We start from the raw sequence: 19,131 nt of genomic DNA on the forward strand, positions 1-19,131 counted from the left end.
CGGGAGGACGTTCCACATGACGCTTGATCTGAACACCTTTCCCCCCGAAGCTCGCGCGGCCTTCATCAAGGACGGTGAGCGGTTCGGCTCCGAGGACACGCTGGAGCAGGCGAATCAGACGCTCAATGCGTATCTGGCGCACGGCTCGAAGCTCGTTGCATTCGGCTTCGCGCCGGAAGACGCCGCCGAGCTGAAGGACGCGCGGGACGCGCTGATCGAGGCGGGCGTCGGGCGCGAGGCAAAGCGGACGAGCAAGAAGATCGATACGGTCGCGCACGCGACGGCGATGCGGGACGGACAGGGGGTGCGATTGCGCGCGCGATCGGTGCTCGCCGGAACGAAGCGTGTGCTCTTGCTTTCGGGGAACACCGAGGCCGTGAAGAAAATCGAGGTCCTGCTCGATAGCGAGTCGGCGGCGGCCGAGGACGCCGAAGGGCTGGCCAAGCAGCTCGATGCCCTGCGCGCCGTTCTGAAGGAGCCTGCCGTCGCAGACGCCGCGAAGAACCGAGGTGGTCCGCAAGCGCTCCTCGATCTCGAAGCGAAGGCGGCGGCGCTGCGTGACGCAGCGAAGGCGAAGGCAGAGCCACGGGGAACGCCGGTCGAGACCGAGACGCTGGACCTCATCGACGGGATCATCGTGAGCCTGACGCGAACGGCGCGCGAAGCGGCGGATGCGGCGGCGAGGGAACTCGCGGAGCCGGCGATTGCGACGGCGTTCGAGCTGTCGGCGCTGTACAAGCGGCGGGGGAAGAAAAAGCCGGAAGAGCAGGGCGGGTGATCGGTCAATCCTTCGAGGCGAGGGCCACTTTCACGAGCAGGATGGCCCAGCCTGTATCGATGTAACGCGTCGAGCCCTTCGACGTGCCTTCCAGGTACCGCAAGCGGTGAACGAGTTCCTCCTGGAGCCGGCGCGGATCTTCGTTCACCTCGGAGAGCGCGGTGAGGACCCAACCGATATCCGTGAGCGACACCGTCCGTTCCTCGAATCCACCCGGCCCGCCGTCGATACGCAGTCCACCTCGCTTCGCAGGTCCCACGAGCCGAAATTTCCTTTCGTCGCGCTCGATGATCGAGCCCACCCCCTTCTTGCGAAGCAGATCCTCGACGAGACGACGAGCCCGATCTTCGACGGATCGAGGCAATGTGCGCGATGCCTCCCGGCCCCCTCCCAGCGTACGGAAGGTCGGTAGATCGATTCCCGCGCACGCCCACAGGCCATCCTCCTCGATGAAGCGGGCGACGCCGGCGTAACGCCATGTCGCCCCCTCTGGCGCCCGCGTCAGCACGAACGCCGTCTCACCCGGTCGCGGTTCGATGCCCGGGAAACGGATCCGATCCGGCGCCACGAGCCTTCCCTTCTCCTCGATGAACAGAAACAGGTGACCATCCACCCGTCCGCTCCGTGGAGGCTCCGAGAGGCCGAAGGCTTCCGCAAGCCCTTCATCCTCGATGGTCGCGCCGACCGGTGGCCCGAGCGATTCGGGCTTCACCATTTCCACAAGGGCGGCGATGAGCACGGTATCAGCCGTGGCGTCGATGGCGGGGAAAGCATGGTTCTCTGATCGCAAGATCCACCGCCCGTCATCCTGAACGACGCGCTTGACCAGATGACTCGCGCCGAGCTGTGAATCCGGCACCTCGACCAGCGCGATCTTGCCATGGATCGCTTCCCGGGATTGCCCCCGCGCAAAGCGCAACACGAGCCAGTCGCCATCACGAATGGGCTCCTTGCCGCCATTCATGGATTCGCCCGTGGCCCGGACAGCGAACAAGCCTTCGCCACGCGCCTTCGTTGGTAACCGGACCTCCTCGCCTTCGGGTGCCAGCGCGATCGGATCCCGAGCGGCTCCCGCGGCTGCGCGCAGCGTGGGGAAGGCAAGGAGAACACCACGCTCGGAAGCCTCGATTCTCGGCTCATCCGGTTCTACCCACAGGTCACCTCTGGGAGAACGGGAGAAACGGACCCGGAAATTCGTCCCGGGCTTTCCCGCGGCCAAGCCGAACCAGCGCCGCATGAGATCCGGCAACTCGTTTCGCTGCGAGCCAAGGGGACGCGCAACATTGCAGAACTGCTGCTGGAACGAGAACTGCCACGTAACACCGTCCGACAATCGAACGTCCTGAAAACCAAAGGGAAGGTCCGGCCGCTTTTCGCGGGAGGGAAGCTTCAGGATGGGATCACGCTTGTTCCAGGTGACCTTCGCCGTGAACGAGACGCGGGAAACGTACTCCGTTCGACGCGCGCGGTACATCGCGAGCCGGTAGTCGACGAGTTCACGCACCATGGACGTGAGCGCTTCTTCGGCGCCTGGCGGGCAGGGGATCCGTGAGACGAACCGATCGCCTTCCAGCGCGAAGAATCGTTTGCCCGGCCCGCTCGTCCAGGCGGCGATCGGGTTCATCCGCCAGTACGCGGTGAACCGGCGCATGTCGGGAGCATGTACATCGGGGAAATCGGTCACGCCTTCCATATCGCGCAGCAGCTCGGGGGACCGTGCCATGGTGGCGAAACTTCTATGCGCGAGGTCGAGGAGGGGGAGTCCGTCTCGAAGCGCGTCGGCCTCGAGCAACGCCTCCAGGGTCACCATCTTGTAGCACTTGCTCATGGGGGTGACTTCGAGTTCGCGGAGGAAGTCGCCCGCCACGGCAAGGACGCGCTTCTCCGCGTCGTCGAGGTCGCCCATGGCGGCCACGAAGTCGAAGAAGCTCCCGTGGGCATCACGGAGACTCTTGAGGCCGTATCCCATGCGATATAGCTCGCCTGCGAGGGGCCTTCGCCCCCAGGCCTCACGATGATCGCGGTACGCTTGCTCCGCCGGGCTTCCGCCCTGCGGCGGAAGTAGCTTGACCAGAAGATCCTTGGCTTCGAGTTCCAGATCGATGGTGCAACCGGGCGCCATTCTCGCGACCTGCTTGCCCTCCAGGAAGTCGCGCAGGCTCGTGGGCTCCGGGCCGAGTGAGATCAGCGTGCGCACGCGCTCCAGGAAGACGCGGTGATTGCCCACGAAATCCAGGGCGACGAGCCGCGTCTTCCCGTCGGTGGAGCGAAGACCACGACCGAGCTGCTGAAGAAAGACGACCGGAGACTCCGTCGGGCGGAGCATCACCACGCGATCGATGGCCGGGATGTCGATACCTTCGTTGAAGAGATCGACCGTGCAAAGGGCGTCCAGCGTCCCGTCGAGGAGCCCAGCAATGGCACTCTCACGCGCGGCCGAGGTCGGCCCCGAATGGACGGCGGCCACGCGAACGCCCTGCTTCGCGAGGAACGCGCAAGCATGATCGGCGTGGCGGATGGAGCAGCAGAACACGAGCGTGCGCTCGCCCGGATGCTCCTGCCAGGCGCGGAACATCCGTTCGAGCCGACCGTCCGTGTCGATGGCCTGTTCGAGCGCCTCGGGATCGAAGCGACGATTGCGGAATGGGATGGCGTCGTAATTCGTATCGTCCTTCAGCCCGAAGTAGGCGAAGGGCACGAGCAGACCGCGCTGGATCCCCACGCCGATGTCGGCCCGGTAGGCGACGTGGTCGTCGAAGAGCCCCACCACGTCCGCGCCGTCCGCTCGTTCCGGAGTGGCGGTGAGCCCGAGGAGAAAGCGTGGCTTCAGCCGATCGATGATGCTGCGATAACTCGGCGCGGTGCCGTGGTGAACCTCGTCGACGATGACATAGTCGAACCCCTCGGGCGCGAGGCGCGCGAGGTGCTCCGGGCGGGAGAGCTTCTGGATGGAGGCGAATACGATGTCGCCTCCGAGGTCGTCCTTGTCGCCGACGAACCAACCAAAACGAACGCGCGCATCGCGGAGCTGACGTCGGAAGGTATTCGCTGCCTGCACGAGGAGCTCTTCTCGGTGAGCGAGAAGAAGAACGCGGGGGCGGTTCCCGTGTACCTTGGCAAAGGCCGCGACATCGAACGCTGCAAGCCACGTCTTGCCGAGGCCCGTCGCCAGGACACAAAGCGCGCGATTGCGCCCCTCGGCACGCGATTGTGCGAGGGCGGCCAGAGCTTCCCGCTGGATGGGATGCGGATCGGGCGGTAGCGCCTTCGCGTCGTCGTCTTCCTCGCCGGGAGGCAGGGCGAAGACGGGGGCCTCTCGGGCACGACGTGCATAGTCAGCAATCCAATCGGCCGTGAGCGGGACGGCCGCGGCCCAACATTGCTCGTAAGCATCGATGATGGCCTGATACGCAACCCGATCGCGGTGACGATCCACGCGAAGGTTCCACTCGACCCCTGTGCGCAGCGCGGTATGGGAGAGATTGCTCGATCCGACGAACGCTGCGCCGAAATCAGGCCCCTCGAAACGCCAGGACTTGGGGTGGAAGGAGCGGACGCCTTCGGGCAGGCGCTCCACTTCGACGATCCGGGCCTCGAAACGTCCGGGGGACGAGCCCTCGGGTGCAATACGTGCTTCCCAGGCGTCCATCCAGTCCCGTAGCTTTGCGAGGGCCTCGCTCTGGGTGATGTTGAGGTAATCGCCCGTGACGAGTCGGACGCGCGCGCCACGCGAAAGGGCGCCGGAGACATGGGCCTCGAGCAGGCTGACGCCGCTCTGCTGAACGAACGCTGCGAGGATGGCGATATCGGAGGCTCGCCGGAAGAGAGGATCGATGTGCCGGAGGAACGGGTCGACCTTGCCGCCACGGGTGAGGGGGTCGGGCCGGTTCTCCAGATAGTTCCCTTTGCCGGGAATGACATGCCGCACGCCGCCGCGCGGGTCGTCGACATCGCCGCGATACCGCGGAATGACGTGCACGTGCAGGTGCATGACCGTCTGGCCTGCGGCCTCGCCCGCATTGATGCCGATGTTATAGCCGTCCGGGGAGTGCTCCGCGTCGAGCTTGCGCTTGACCTCGTCGACGAGCTGGAAGATGGCCGCCTGCTCCTCGGGGGTCGCCTCGAACCAGGTTGCAATGAGCCGGCGCGGGATGACGAGGGTGTGGCCGGGGCTCACCGGGTAGAGGTCGGGGACCGCGAAGGCGAGGGGATTGCTCGCGATCCAATGGGAAGGCGGGATTCCGAGGAAGGGGGAGGACACGAGGGCTGGGCGGAGGATACACGACGCAGTTGAGGACGGGAACAGGCTGGTGAAGCCGGGCGCCGAAAGACCGCGCTCTACAGGCCGGCCTTCGAGATCCGAACCATGAGCGTTGCTTTGCGCGCATGCCGCGCCCGAAAAGCCTGCAGCAACGTCTGGAAGTCGCCCGCTCCCGATCGCGCGGCAAGATCACGAAGGTCCACGAGAACCCCCACCGCTGCAACGTAGTTCTTGGACTGTTTGGTCGCGACGAGCGTCTCGACATTCAACCAGAGCTGCTTCTCCTTGCCCGCCAGCGCGCCCAGATGCTTCGCCCGCTCGCGCGCCGCTTGTCGCTGCCGCCGGTCCGCCTCGGCAGCCGCTTTTCGTTCGGCGTTCTGCCTACGCTCCACGGCGTGCCTCTCGGCGATACGGCGAATCTCGCCGATGGTTCGTCGTTGCGGCGCCGCCATACTCGTCTTCGCCGGATCGTGGTCCTGCACGAACCGACGATGAAGCTCCGCCGACACGGACAGCGTGTCCTCGGCGAACAAGCGGGCGAGCCACGTATCCTTCTCGGCCGGCGGGAGCGTCGCGAGCCAAGCCCTCAGCTCTTTTCGGCCGGGCGATAGGAGCGACATCTGCGCGCTCGTCTCCGCGGCGGCACGAAGCAGATCCGGGTCGATACGCAGGAACTCGACCAACGCATCGAGCGAAGCGCTGAGTTGCCCCAGCCCTGGCGGCACGGGCGGCTCCGGCTCCTCATCGTCGAGCTCGTCGGCCTGCACGGCGAGCAACCAGCCGAGGTACAGCGCCCTACGATCGCCGCGAGCGAGCTCCGCGCGAAGTGCGATCAGAGGAGATAGAATGCCCTCACCGGAGTCCCAATCTTCTCCCTCGTCGTCCTCCGAGGCGAAGGTGAGGACGACCTGGTCTTTGTTCTTGCGCGCCGTCAGGCTGTTTCTCGAGCAATACGGACGCACATCGGCGAGGTCGAGGACCTTCGAAGGCAGGCGTACTTTGAACACGTGCGTGCCCCAGTTCGCGAGATACAGGAACGCGTCGAAGTAGCGGAACATCCACGCGTCTTCGTCGCCCTTGAAGTTCCCCCACTCGTAATGGTTGACGAAGCTCGTTGGCGTGATGCGGGCACGCGTCGAGTACGAACGGAGCTCGGCCATCTCCTTTTCGGTGAGAGATCTATCGATAGCCTGAAATTCATAATACTGATACTCACTCATTACATTCGCTCCTGCGATGCTGCGATCCAGCCCGGTGCGGGAACCAAGAGCGGCGCCGGGCGCCCCCACGGGATGGGCAACGGGATCGCCGTGCGGCAGAGGACATCGCGCTCCTGGATCGCATGTTCCGCGCCAAACCGCAAGAAGGGACAAACCTTTCGCTACGGGTCCGTGGCACCCGCGCGGACGAGGCTTCTTTCAGGGGCAGGCTCCTGGATCTCGAGCTGCTCGGGCGACATCCCTCGCGCGAGGCGGAGATCTCGGAGCCGTGCACCTAGCTTGGCGACAACCGGGTGCAACAGCAGGACGCCGGCGAGCTCGGGGATGCGGAGCTACCGGATGACGTCGTTCACCTCCGCGATGGGCGTGCGATGACGCCGTGGCGGCTCTTTCGGCTCTGCCACCGATGGCGACGGCCTGATGGTCGACTGTTCTGGCTAGTTAGGTGGTGGGTCGACAGGGACTCGAACCCTTTGTGCAGCAATCATCCAAGTCGGCGATGGTGCTCGTCTTTTTGGCGCAAGGGTTCGAGATCCTTGGCGATTGTGGCAGGCGGGGAGGCCGCGTGCGTCGCGCGTGTCCCCGGGAGTCGACCGGCGTCATGGAACAGTTTTGGAACAGGTTTGGAACAGGTCGGGGACGGGGACGAAGGGCAGGTCGCTGATGAAAGCTGAACGCAAGCAGGGCACGCGACGAGGCGAGAGCGTGATCAGGAGCGAGCGCGATGCGCTCATCATCGACGAGGAGCTTCAGGCGTTGATTCCGCGCCTGTCGGCGGAGGAGCTCGCGCAGCTCGAGCAAAACCTCCTCGCCGAAGGATGCCGCGAGAAGCTCATCGCCTGGGACGACGGGCGGCAGAAGCGCCTGCTCGATGGGCACAACCGGCTGGTGATCTGCAAGCGGCATGGGCTGGCGTACGAGGTCGAATGCATCTCCTTGCCGGATCGTGAAGCGGCGATCCAGTGGATGCTGAAACATCAGCTCGGGCGCAGGAACCTGACGCGGGAGGCGATGAGCTACCTGCGAGGGCGGATGTACCTCTGCGCGAAGCGCCAAGGCGCGCGAACGGATCTGACTTCTGGGCAGAGTGTCCAGAGGTCGACGACGGCTGAGTTGATCGCCGCGCAGCACAAGGTCGACGAGAAGACGATCCGGCGAGACGCGCGGTTCGCGGAGGAGCTTGACGAGTTCGCCGAGGTGTGCGGGGCGCAGATCAAGAACGAGGTGTTGGCGCGGGAAGCGCGGATCACGCGCAAGGATGTGCCTCGGTTGATCGCGCTGGAGAAGGCGTCGCGCGAGCAGGTGGTCGCTGGTGTTCGAGGGGGTGCCAAGGCGTCGGTGCTGCTGCGCGAGATCGAGCGCAGTGGTGGAGAGGAGACGCAGCGAGAGCGCAGGAAGTCCGAGGATGCGGCGGGCAGCATGAGCGCTGCGCTCGAGCATCTGGAGAAGGCGGTGGGGATCCTCCGCGGCTTGGAAGCGGCGTCAGGCTCCGAGGAGATCCTCAAGCGGATCGACACAGAGGTGCAGGTCCTCTCGAAGGAGATCGAGCGGCATCGGGTCGCGCTGCAGCGTCCTGAGACGCTGCGCGTGGATGTCTTCGCAGCCGTTCAGGTGGTGTTCGAACTCGAGAGCGAGGGGATCTTGAAGCCGCCGCTGATGACGGGGGCAGATGCCTTGCTCGCGGATCCCGCGGATCGGCATGCGCTTCGCAGGCAACTCGCGGAGGTGAAGAGGATGAGCGCCAGGCGCACGGGACGGGCTTCGAGCGGCTCGAGCCTCGGGCGCAGTGCGAGTCCCGCGAACGATGTCGTGACCACGAGCGGCGGCAGGCTCCTGTCCTGGAAGACGTTCAACACGATCCGGTGGTATCTTGCACGGCAGCAGCCGACAATGGAGCGCATCTACAATGCCTGCGGAGAGACGCGCGTGGAGAGCCCGGCGGATGCGCGGATCTGCGAGAAGATCGACCGGTTTCTCGAGAGCGTTGGTCCCCAAATCATCGACGACAGCTTCTCGTACACTGATTACCTCGAGGCACACTGCGCCGATCGACAGGCGTATCAGGACGCCCTACGAGTGATGGGCCAAGAGATCCTCGCGTACGTACGGGCGCTGAATCGATCCCCGGCCCAGAGCCTCCAGGGCTTGCAGAACTACTCCGCACGATCGCAGCCCACGCAAGTGCGCACCGGGGCCGCATCCGGAGCCGGAAGGAAAAGGGCAGTGGCGCCCCCGGCCGTGTCGCGCAATGGCGCCGGTGGAGCGCCGTCAGGGAGCGTGCTGAACGGACCGGCTGCGAGCGACCGACCGAGAACACCGCCGATCGAGTCGATCAACGTGCGAGACGAGGTCTGTGTCCTCCTTGCCGAGTACCTGCATGGTACCTTGCCGAGCCCCGCCCACGTCATGGCGGCGATTCAGACGAAGAACTGGCCGCCGGAGACGATCCAGGCCGCGCAAGAGCAGGCGCGGCAGGTGCTCCCGCCCGGGTGATGGCCGCTCAGGCACATGACGAGGAGGACGGGCCGAAAGAAAACGCTCCAACTTGCCTTTCGGCCAAGCAACGCGGTAACACCTTCCGCGTGGAGATCTTCATCTACAGCCGCGGCGCTGTCGAGCGGGTTCCGCCGCACGACGTCCCCCACGTGATCGTCTCGATCACGTCGAGCGAGGCGGATCGAGCTCGGATCCCCGAGTCTCCACACTGTCGGGCTCTTCTCCGCCTTGCGTTCGCCGACGCGGACGCGAAGTCGGAGTCCATTCCCGAAGAATCGCTCTTCTCGCGAGCGCACGCCCGCGCCATCTGGGATCTCGTCGATGAGCACCTCCCGCACATCGAACGGCTGGTCGTCCATTGCGATGCTGGAATGTGCCGCTCGCCGGCCGTGGCCGCTGCCGTCGCGAAGGTGCTGACGGGCGATGATACCGAGTACTTTCGTCGATATCGGCCGAATATGCGGGTGTACCGGACGATGCTGGAGACGTATTACGAAGAGAGGGCGGGCGGGGAGGCGTCGTGAGCGTCCAAGCGCTGGGCTACGCGCGTGTCCTGGCAGCTCTAAGTGATTGGTGGTGATGGGCTCCGGAGCCCGTGCTCCGCGCGCACTGGAGGACTCCTCAGCGCCGCACTTAGATCTTGAACCGCTCGTTATACTAACCACCCAAGATGACCACGGTCCCGGGCCGCGGAGGAGGGCGGGGCAGGGGGATCCGCCGAGGAAGTATTCGTGGCCGAAGGCGCGGCGGGCGAGCCGAGGGCCTTGCTCTCGGCGAACTCTTGTTGCGGCGGCGCCGGGTCGTCATGGCAACACGCCGAGAGGAGCGCGAGCCATGTCATGAGAGAGGGCGTGCGCGTCATCCCGTCCTCCGGAGGAAGACCGCAGGACGGAGCGAAGATTCCGGCTTAATCTGGATCCACAGCGAACCCGAGCGCCTCGATCAGCCGAGAACACGCAGGACCTTTCGCCCCCTCGCGGAGCTCCGCGAGCACCCTGACGATGGGCAACGAGATTACCAAAAGCTCCGCCGCGGTGACCGTCTGCGCGTCACGCACCAGCACTCGAGCAGGTGGTTCCAGCTTATCCGTCGAGGCAGGATGTACGAGCAGCGCCCGTCGGGGACATGGATGCCGACCGTGGCCATAGGCATACAGGAACGCCTGGTAGAGATCACCGGTTTCTACGGCACCCGTCCCGAGCAACTTGTACTTGGCATCGATCGGCAGCAGCAAGCGCTCGCCGTCCGTTCTCTCGACGACGATGTCGGGGACTACGTTGGCGTACGTACGACTCTCGTCTCCGTTCCACAGTATAGACCCGTTCGACCGCTGGTAACGGACATGGCATGGGCGCCCGGCCAATAGCTCCTCGACGAGCCGCCACACGAAGCGCTCGAACAGCCGGTTCATGTCCATCATGAAGGCGAAGGAGCTCGTCTCACCGCCACCGATCACGTCGTCGACGCCCAGTCCCTCGAGGATGATGCGCGACACCTCATGGGCGTCTCGATAATGCTCGTTCACGCGGTGGTAGCTCATCCCCTCGAGCAACGTCTTGGAATCTACTCCTTCCGTCGAGCAGACCTCCTTGAATACATCATTTGCATGCCGAACTCGTCGACGGACGTTGGGATGGTCCGCCCGCCGCGCGCACGAGGCGAGCGCCAGCGCGAGAAGTTTGTTCTCCGGGATGTCCTGGTCGCGCTCGTCGAAGCGGCACTCGACACGATCGACACGCCCGTATCGGCGAAGAATCTGGCGATCCACGAGGATCCGACCACGCACTACGCCGAGGTCCTCTTCCCGCTCGACGTAATCCGAGAGGATGCCTCGCCGGATCACGTGCTCGGACGCCTCGGCGAGAAGAAGCGCGAACAGGTCGAACAGGTGCGTGCCAGATGCGTCCAGGGATCCAATACCCGCGGTGCGTCGCAGCGCATCGATGCCCGTCGTGCGCTCGATCATCTCCACGAGTCCGTGATGCCCACCAGCCGCTTTCGGCACGATATGAAGATCAAACTGCTCGAAGCGGACGAGCCCCACCCACGCGAGCGCCCGGACGCGCACCTTGCCTCGCCACACGTCGATCTCGAGGCGCCTGTCCGCCCCCTTCGCGAGCGCGTCGGCGAGATCCCAGTCTGCGCGCGAGAGCTCCACGCCGTCGATCTCGCGTGACTCCCACTCCTTGATGGTCACCACGCAGTGGGGAGCTCGACTCATGCACCGCTCTGCGAGGTCGGCGAGAGCGCGAGCCTCAATGCCTCGATCAGGTCGTCGGCCTTCGACAGGTACTCGTGATTCAGGGTGCGCGCATCAGGGACGAGCTTGTTGCCGATGTACTTCGCCAGCCTGGAATAGTCATCGTAGCAATACTCTTGCAGCAACGGCAGGATGTCCTGACGGAATCGTCGAGCGAACACCTCCGGATCGTCGATCGCCCGATCGCCGTCGAGGAGGTAGGCATGGCCGATCTGCTTCTCCCGCCCCTCGTTTGCCGCGATGCGCCTGTTCAGCTCCTCGAGAAATACATCGAGTGCGAGTCCGTTCACGCTCGTGCCCTGAAGGACCTCGGGCTCCGGCATGCACTCGATGAAGCCGAACCGGCGCCGCAAGGCGGCGTCGAGCAGCTTGATGCTTCGATCGGCCGTGTTCATCGTGCCCAAGATGTAGACATTCGGCGGGATCGCGAAGCTCTCCTTGCTCTGGGGCAGCGTGATGGTGAGGCCCCGCTTGTCTTTTTCCAGCAGCGTGATGAGCTCGCCGAAGACCTTTGCGAGGTTGGCCCGGTTGATCTCGTCGACGAGCACGAGAAACCGCCGGCTCGGCTGTGCCGCGGCGTCGCGGCAGATGCGCTTGAAGACGCCATCTTCGAGCTTCAGGCTGAGCGTTCCGGTCGACGTGGGCGCGGGGCGGAAGCCTTCGATGAAATCCTCGTAGCTGTACGAGGGATGGAACGTCAGGCGAGTCAGCGGAGCGGACCCTGGCTGCTGCTCGGCGAGGCGTGGGGCCGCGAGGCGTCCCTCCTCGGCCCGGAAGCGCTCGGCATCCGCGAGCACGAGGTGCGCGTCGGCCGCGCCGCTGTGCTGCAATAGCCACCACACTGCGAAACGGCGAGCGAGGTAAGTCTTTCCCGTTCCCGGCGGACCATAAAGAATGACTTGCCCCTTGTGCTCCAGCGCTGCGCTGAGCTCAAGGAAAGTGTCGTCCACCCGCGGGGGAGGCATGGTCGTCGGCGGCCCGCCCTGTTTGCTGATGATGGTCGTGTAGAGCGCCGGCGGTATCGGGTCGACCGTCGTCAAGCCCCAGCGCGGCTGCGACGGGATGTCCTTCGCATAACTCGTATCCCATTTGACGCGGACGGTGTGCTTGAACTCGGGGCGCTCCGGTCTCAGCTCGTAGCCCGGCTCGATCACCTGACCGACCGCCAGGACCTTCGACTGCCCCTTGTTCGCGACCACGATATCGCCGGGCTCGAGCTCCATCAACGTCCAGAGCTCTTTGGCTTTTTGCGTCAGCTTGCTCTTGTTCCCGTTATAGAGAGAAGAAAAACGCTCGCTGAAGGCAGCGCGGAAGGACTCTTTCGAATCATACTCACGCAGGTCGCCGACCTCGTCCCAGCCGACGCAGATGTAGCCCCCCTGCAAACACGCCTCCCAGAACTTCGCTTGCTCTCCGGGGGCGATCTTCACGACCATTCGCGACTCCCTCGGGTCGGCCCACGTGTAGAGGAAGCTCCCGATCTCCGTGGTCGTCCAGCCGTCGAAGCGACCTCGTTCGCGCAAGGCTGCGAGCAGCGCTCGATTCAGGCCGACCGTGCGCAGGTTGCCGTCCTCGGCCTCCGGCCGCCCGAGCAGCCGCAGGAAATGGCGCAGGTGCTCCCTGGAGGCGACGTTGAGAATCTCTTCGGGGAAGTAGACGTGCAGCGCCTTGCACCGAAGGGCGGCCCCGCCTTCGAGCGCACCGAGCTCGTCAATGGCTTGCCAATCACCCATCTTCGCCAGCTCGAACGCGCGGACGAAGGCCGCGCGCACCTGCTCCCACGCCTCCTCCTCGTCCCGGTACTTCTCGTCGTGGTACCACCCGAGGCTGCCCTTGCGCTTGTAGATCAGGTGCTTGCTCGCGTTTCCACCTCGAATGCTTCCGAGGGCCGGCGTCCCCCATTCCATCCACCAGCAAAAGCTTTCTTGAGGTTTTCCCTGCCCCAGGGCGTAGCGCTCGAGGGGCATCGACGGCCAGCGATCGAGCGGGAAGCGATCGAGCATCGCGGAGCGCTGTTGCCGCACAGCAGCGGCGGCTTCGCTGGTGGAGGATCGGTGGAAGGAGGAAAGCGCCTCCTCGAGAGACGGGCGGGCAGCGTCCATGCAACGGCAAGAGAACCGTACGCCGCCGGACGTGTCAAGCCTTCCTGCAATACCCGAGCTGCGCCAATGCTGCCTCGGCGTCGTCACCCGACAGGTCGCCCGCAAGCGCGGCAGTCACCCGTTCGGGCCGATGAAGCGCTTCTCGGAGCCCGCCCAGCGGGACGTAGAGCCGCGCCCGAGAACCAGGCAGTGGAGCAAATGCGATCCGGAAGTCGTCCGCCGATCCATCCACGAATTCGCAATATCCGCCGGGCGTGCGCAAGAGCGCTCCGCCCGCGCCTTCCGTGACGGTCACGAGAGGATGGGGGCGACCTGGATCCCAGACGCAGGCCACCCCGGCTTCGTCGACGCTCGCGAGGCGGGAGCCGTCGGGGCTCCATTCGAGCAGCCAGACCCGAGCTTCGTGGCTCCGCACGACGCTCTTCACCTCGAGCGTCTCGCCGTACAGAAACGAGATCCTGCCATCCTCGTGGCCGGCTGCGGCGAATCTTCCTCGTGGTTGGAAGCGGAGGCTCCAGACCTCGCGCAGCCGCGTTCCTCGACTTCTCGCGTCGCTCCCGGGCGCCCACGCCCACCATTCGTCGTCGTGATCCACGAATAGGATGTCCCCGCCGACCCTGTCCCAATCCCATGTCCAAACGGTCTTGGCCCGCCGACGCTCGCCCTCCATCGGCGCGTCGTCTCCTCGCCGGAGCAAGGTCAAGCCGAATGGATCGGCGACCGCCAACATCTCGCCGCTGCTGTCCAGGATCATTCGTGCTGGGGTTCGGTAGCGCTCCCATGGCCAGGAAGCGATCGGCGCCCCCGTCACGGCATCCCAGAGATAGAAACGATTGCCAGCCGCCCGAGCTCCTGCCAAGAGCTGATCCTCGTGCCGTATCAGGAGTGGTGCCTGCTCCAGAGCCGGTGACAAAACGCAGGCGGCGCCGAGCGGCTGGCCGTCGACGTCCCCAATGGCGACGTTCCTGGTTCGTCCCCGACACGCGATACCTCTCGAGGATCGGGCCCAGGAAACGAGATCGAAGGCCCCTCGTGGCGCCCTCCTCCACGTGGACAATCGTACGCCCCTCTCGTGATCCCAGATCTCCACCGCTGCCCCGAAGGACGCGATCTTCGACTCTTCGTGGGTCCAGGTCACCCCCGCGGGTCGCTCCGGGCCGGATTCCAAGTCGAAGCGAGAGAGCTCCTGCCGTGCCTCCACGTCCCATACTCGGACGGTGCCGCCGCCGGCGGAGACCCCAGCGATACGTGCCCCGCTCGGCGAAAAGAACAAGCGCTCGAAGCCGAGCTCGGGCGTGAGCAAAGGGCGAATGACGCGTTTCCTCGACACTTCCAGGAAATGAAGAAACGAGTCCCCTGCCGAGAAGGCAAGCACGTCGTCGGTCGGGTGGAATGCCATGGATCGAAGAGGAGTCCCCCTCGGATCCGCATGGAACGTCCACGGCCCTCCCTGCGCAAACGCCCAGACCACCCCGATCCCGCTCGCGTACGAGACCGCGAGGGATCCCCCATTGCGGGAGAACGCCATCTCGATCACAGGCGCGTTTATCGAATCGAGCGCCGCGACATCCTCCCCGGAAGACAGGCTTACGACCCGGATGCGCCCATCTTCCTCGGAGACCGCTACCCGTGTTCCACTCGGGTCGACGGCGATACAGGTAAAGCGCCCGCCGATCGTCTGGAGGGCCTGGAGATCGCGGAGGCGAACCGCTCGCATCGCTCCTTCGGGGTCGAGCGCGACCACGACATCCGCTGAAGACGCCCAGCGGATGTTGGATTCGTCTTGCGCGGGAAGCGCTGCGGGGAGGTATGCGAGGCAGCGCTGCGTGTGGACGTCGAAGACGAAGAGGTCTCCGCGGTGCGTCACCATGGCCAGGCGCCCGCCGTCGGGGCCGAAAGAGACAGACAACAGACGCGCCGGGGCCTCCTTGCTGGGGACATCGGCGGCAGGCTCGATCCGATCCCATGCGACGTCCGCTGGCGTTGCGCCGGCATCCGCTTCGAGCCCCTCGGAGCCCGGAGCCATCCACGCGAGCGCGTCCACGCCCTTCAAGGACGCGCCGCCGAAGCGACATCCCACCCACATCGACTGCCGGAGGCACGCGTGATCGAGCCGGGCTCCCTCGAGGGTGGCTCCAGACGCGGTGACGAGCGTAAAATCGGTTTCTTCGGCCAGCACGCTCCGCAAATTCGCGCTGTCGAGCCGGGCGCCTCGCAAGAGCGCTCCGCGCAGAGTGGCCCCCTCCAGATTCGCGCCTTCGAGATCGGCGGAGCAGAGGTTCGCCCCATCGAGCTTCGCTGCCACGAGCCGAGCGCTGCGAAGATCTTCGCCCACCAGCGATACCCCGCGGAGGCCTGCCTTCTCCGGGATCCAGCCCCCCTTGTCGCCACGGAGCCGCGCGAGCTTCACGAGCAAGCGCACGGCATTCGCTGCGGCATCCGCGGCCGACGAGGGATCCTGACTACGCGCGGTGCCTCGACCAGCCAGCCAGCGGCGAACGTGATTGACGAATGGCGATCCGAGCAGACCTCGCTCCCCGACGAGGATCTCGTCAATGAACCCGATCACCTCGCGGGTGAGAGGTTTTACCGAAAGGACTGATGGTAGATCGTGCGGCTCGCTCTCCGCGGCGTGCACGATGGCAGACGCGAGGAAATATTCTTGAAACGACTTATGCGCGAATCGGAAGCGGTCGCCGGTGTCGGCGGGCTGTCGGACGAGAAACATGCCGCCCGTCGTCTCGAGTACCTCCGCGGTTCGTGGGACATGGTCGAAGAAGTGCGGAGGGAAGACTTCGTGGAGTAGACGCCGGAGCGTCTCCAGCGCGACACCAGGCTCTCCGCTCCGCCAGGTTTCAACGGCGATGGTCTCGGCGAGGAGTCGCTTCTGCTCCGTCGTGAAGATCTCCGGCTCCGGGCCGCGCGCCTGCCGGAGCCAGCGCCGGAGGCAAGCTTCGTAAAGATCGCCGCGGCGCACGACCTGCCCGCCGAGAAGCTCGTTTCGGGTGGCGATGATCATCGCGAGGAGAATGGGGCGACGGCATAACTCCTCCAGGTCGTAGGTGGCCTGGATCCGCTCCCAGAGCGCCTCGGCGCTGTCCGGGTCCTCGACCACCGCGACGAGGAGCGCGCGGACCTGCTCGTCGGAGAAGAAGCGCAGCTCGAACCTGCGCGCCATCGTCGGTCCGCCGAGGGACGCCGTGAGCGCCCGCTCGAGGGCCTTGTGCATTTCGCCTTCGGTCGGGAAGTAATGGTCCCGCGACGACAGGACGATACGCCCATCATGCTCGGCCGTGTCGAAGATGTCCGTCAGACGCTGCGGCAGCTCGGAGGCCGTGACGCGGGTCGCCATCTCGTCGAACCCGTCGAAGACCGGGAAAAACCGGCCCGAGCGGATGACGAGGCGGAGGGCCGCGCGATTCTCCGGAGTATCGGGGAGCCGAGCAGCCTCGAGGAGCTGGGCCCTCGGCGACTTGGCCGAGCTGCCGGCCAGATCGACGAGCAGAGGACGCGGCCCCTCGGGCGCGTCCCATAACTCGAGCGCCCATTCGGCGAGCAGCGTGGATTTGCCGGATCCGTACTCGCCGAGGATGATCGCAGCCTTGAGCTCGGGTCCCATCCCGCGCGGACGAGCGCTGAGCCACCCCGCGAGGGCCGAACGCGCGGGCTCGATCACGGTCTCGCGGCGAGCGGTGCTTCCGTCGTACGAAACGTGCTCGTGCGCGAGGCTTGGCTCGACGAAGTGCCCATCGACATCCGAGAGGCGTCGCTCCCGAAGCGCGCGTACGGCCTCGCGGGCCCCCTGAAACCGCGCGAGGATCGCCGCGAACCGCCGCCCGAACGCCTCATCGTCGACGACCTCGAAGCCCTCGATGTCCATTCCCCACTCCTCGAACGCCTCGCGGAGCGGGTCGTGGGAGGCCTCGTCGAGTCGCGCGGAGTGCCTCTCCTCCGTGGCCTCGGGGTCGTCCTCGAATTCGTCCTCGTCTCCGGGATTCGTTTCAGGGCGACGCCGCAGGATACGATATGTCGGCTCGTACGTCGCCAACCAGAGCTTCTGGTTGCGCCGAACGAGCAGGAAGATCTTGCCGCCTTTGAACGTGACGCCCGGCCTGCGCCACCTCACCATGCTCGTGCCGTGCATGATCCAAACAGTCTGAACGACCACGGCTGCCACGGGCTCGTCGCCCTCCGCGGCGAGCAGGTTGGAGAACGCCGTCGCGGAGTGCGCGGCGTGCATTCTGATGATCCCCATGAGAAACCGGGCTTTCCCGTCTTCGTCCGGCGCATGCTCGCTGCGCGGCAGCTCTGGATCGAATTTGATATACGGGAAGATCTGAGCCAATTCTCGCTCGGAGATACGCGGCTCGAGGTCCTGCGCCCGGCGCCGGATGATCAGGCTCACGCCGTTCGTCGCGGTCAAGTTTTTTCCGTAATAATCGGCTGGAGAGGGTTCGCCGTCGACACGGCCACGGACCAACCGTTTCTCCTTCTCGACCTCGGCCTGCGCCTCTTCCACGAGCGTAGGCATTCGCACGCGCGACGCCTCGTCGAGGAGCTTCGCGACCTTCGCCCCGAGCGCCGGAGTCTGCGCGAGCCAGCGCACCACCACTTCCTTGGTCGCCGTGAGGTGCGCCGCTCGCAAGATGTCCATCGGCAACACCGTCGGATGCAGGGGAAGCTCACAGGCGAGTTGCGCCACCACTTCGTTGCTCGGGATATACCTCGCGTCCTCCAGCAATCGATCGAGGCGCTCCTTGCGCGTCGGCGTCGCCGCGTCGCGCACCTGCTCGAGGAGAGCGCGATGCGCGTGGATGTGTCGGAGCGCGTCGTCGAGCTCGAGACCACTCTCCGGGTCGAGGATCTCGCCGAGCGCGAGGCCCCAATCCGAATACTTCTTTGTGAGCGGCCACGCCTTGTAGACCAGGGTCGCCGCGGCCTCCGGCCGCACCGGGCGCGTCTTCGCATACCGCGTCGAGCCGCCCGGCCGCTCGTACCCGAGGTCGATCTCCGCGACGAGGAGCCCTTCCTCCCGGGGCCGCAGGCACCCGGGCTTCTGGGGGTAGGGGAGGAGCTCCGAATGCCGCTCCTCGTCCACGAAGAAGGCCGTCCCCCCGCCGCTCGCGTGGTCGGCGTAAAGGACCGGCCGGCCATACCGCCTGGCCTCTTCCCACGCCTTGGCCTGAAACTCGGGAATCGAATGTGCGGAGGTCCAGCTCGGCACGGCGAGGAAGCGGCATGCGGACAGCTTCTTCGCGACGTGCTCCTGGTAGAGAGGGCTCTCGCGATGGAGAAAATCGAGACAGATGAGCACGCCCATGGGGCCGGGAAACCCTTCGGGCATCGGGACAGGCGCCCATGCGTCACCGGGCTCGATCTCCTCGTGGACCGCGGCCGCCGGGTGGAGCTTCGGGACGAGCGCGAGAATGCGGCCGGCGTGAAGGACGGGCGCGACGGCTTGGCCGAGCTTTGGAAGGGTGTCCTTGGTGCAGCCCAGGTCCTCGTACACCCCGCTGTGAAGCCCCTCGCGCTCGACCCGGTGGGTCCCTGCGACGACGACCATCGGGCCGGCTGTCTGCGCGAGGGGCGCGAGGATGTCCCACGGGACGCTGTACTCCGGCAGGACGACGATCTTCACCTCCCAGGAGCGGCACGTCTGGAGGATGCTGTCGAGGCGAGCGAGGAGCTGAGCGCAATAGGCTTCTCGAACCCGCAGGCGCAAGTCCTCGAAGCGACGGCGCACCTCCGGCGGGATGTCGCTGCTCACGGGCAGGAACGGCGTGATGCCGCCGGGATCCTCGAGCGGACTGCGAAACTGCGCGAACAACGCAGGATGGTAGTCGAGCTGGACAACGGCGACCCGGACGAACGCGCTCTCCATGTGCGGGCAGGGTAGCGCATCACGAGGGCGTCCGGCTGCCCGCTCGCGTCGGTTCTGGGAGGCCTCCCCCGACGAGCACCACCCGATGGATCCAATCCACCTCTCTGCGCCCTCGTCACGCCAAGCCCCAGCG

8 protein-coding genes are annotated in these 19,131 nt (G+C 65.7%); 3 read left to right on the forward strand and 5 right to left on the reverse strand.

The annotated features are described in order from the left end of the window. Positions 1 to 16: 16 nt before the first annotated feature. Entirely contained in the window at positions 17 to 778 is a 762-nt protein-coding gene (locus GF068_RS27900; protein WP_153822518.1) for a hypothetical protein, read from the forward strand. A 4-nt stretch (positions 779 to 782) separates the two neighbouring features. On the opposite strand, the gene GF068_RS27905 is transcribed toward GF068_RS27900, so the two are convergent. Together GF068_RS27905 and GF068_RS27910 are read right to left on the reverse strand one after the other, a co-directional pair. Further along, entirely contained in the window at positions 783 to 5,039 is a 4,257-nt protein-coding gene (locus GF068_RS27905; RefSeq protein ID WP_338046597.1) for a DEAD/DEAH box helicase family protein, read from the reverse strand. Between the two features lie 77 nt (positions 5,040 to 5,116). Next, positions 5,117 to 6,328 (reverse strand): hypothetical protein, encoded by a 1,212-nt coding sequence (locus GF068_RS27910; RefSeq protein ID WP_153822520.1) that lies wholly within the window; start codon positions 6,326 to 6,328, stop codon positions 5,117 to 5,119. A gap of 474 nt (positions 6,329 to 6,802) precedes the next feature. Between GF068_RS27910 and GF068_RS27915 the strand changes: the two genes are divergently transcribed. Together GF068_RS27915 and GF068_RS27920 are read left to right on the forward strand one after the other, a co-directional pair. Beyond that, a complete protein-coding gene (locus tag GF068_RS27915; protein ID WP_170319720.1) occupies positions 6,803 to 8,752 on the forward strand; it encodes a ParB N-terminal domain-containing protein in 1,950 nt (649 codons plus the stop codon). Between the two features lie 89 nt (positions 8,753 to 8,841). Beyond that, positions 8,842 to 9,279, forward strand: coding sequence for a hypothetical protein (locus GF068_RS27920; RefSeq protein WP_153822522.1), 438 nt, complete (start codon positions 8,842 to 8,844; stop codon positions 9,277 to 9,279). 383 nt (positions 9,280 to 9,662) lie between these two features. Here GF068_RS27920 and GF068_RS27925 read toward each other — a convergent pair whose 3' ends face one another. The 3 genes from GF068_RS27925 to GF068_RS27935 form a co-directional block, all read right to left on the reverse strand. Continuing rightward, entirely contained in the window at positions 9,663 to 10,913 is a 1,251-nt protein-coding gene (locus GF068_RS27925; RefSeq protein ID WP_170319721.1) for a 5-methylcytosine restriction system specificity protein McrC, read from the reverse strand. Between the two features lie 59 nt (positions 10,914 to 10,972). Then, positions 10,973 to 12,922, reverse strand: coding sequence for an McrB family protein (locus tag GF068_RS27930; protein ID WP_170319722.1), 1,950 nt, complete (start codon positions 12,920 to 12,922; stop codon positions 10,973 to 10,975). 229 nt (positions 12,923 to 13,151) lie between these two features. Next, positions 13,152 to 18,998, reverse strand: a complete 5,847-nt coding sequence (locus tag GF068_RS27935) for a pentapeptide repeat-containing protein (RefSeq protein WP_153822525.1) — start codon at positions 18,996 to 18,998, stop codon at positions 13,152 to 13,154. Between the last annotated feature and the right edge of the window lie 133 nt (positions 18,999 to 19,131).

This window comes from Polyangium spumosum, assembly GCF_009649845.1.
GTDB classification, from domain to species: Bacteria; Myxococcota_A; Polyangia; order Polyangiales; family Polyangiaceae; genus Polyangium; species Polyangium spumosum.

What these genes read in the sequence shown, in the direction of transcription:
- GF068_RS27900 (WP_153822518.1), top strand. Translation starts at nt 17, where the DNA reads ATGACGCTTGATCTGAACACCTTTCCCCCCGAAGCTCGCGCGGCCTTC.
- GF068_RS27930 (WP_170319722.1), bottom strand. Translation starts at nt 12,922, where the DNA reads ATGGAATGGGGGACGCCGGCCCTCGGAAGCATTCGAGGTGGAAACGCG.
- GF068_RS27935 (WP_153822525.1), bottom strand. Translation starts at nt 18,998, where the DNA reads ATGGAGAGCGCGTTCGTCCGGGTCGCCGTTGTCCAGCTCGACTACCAT.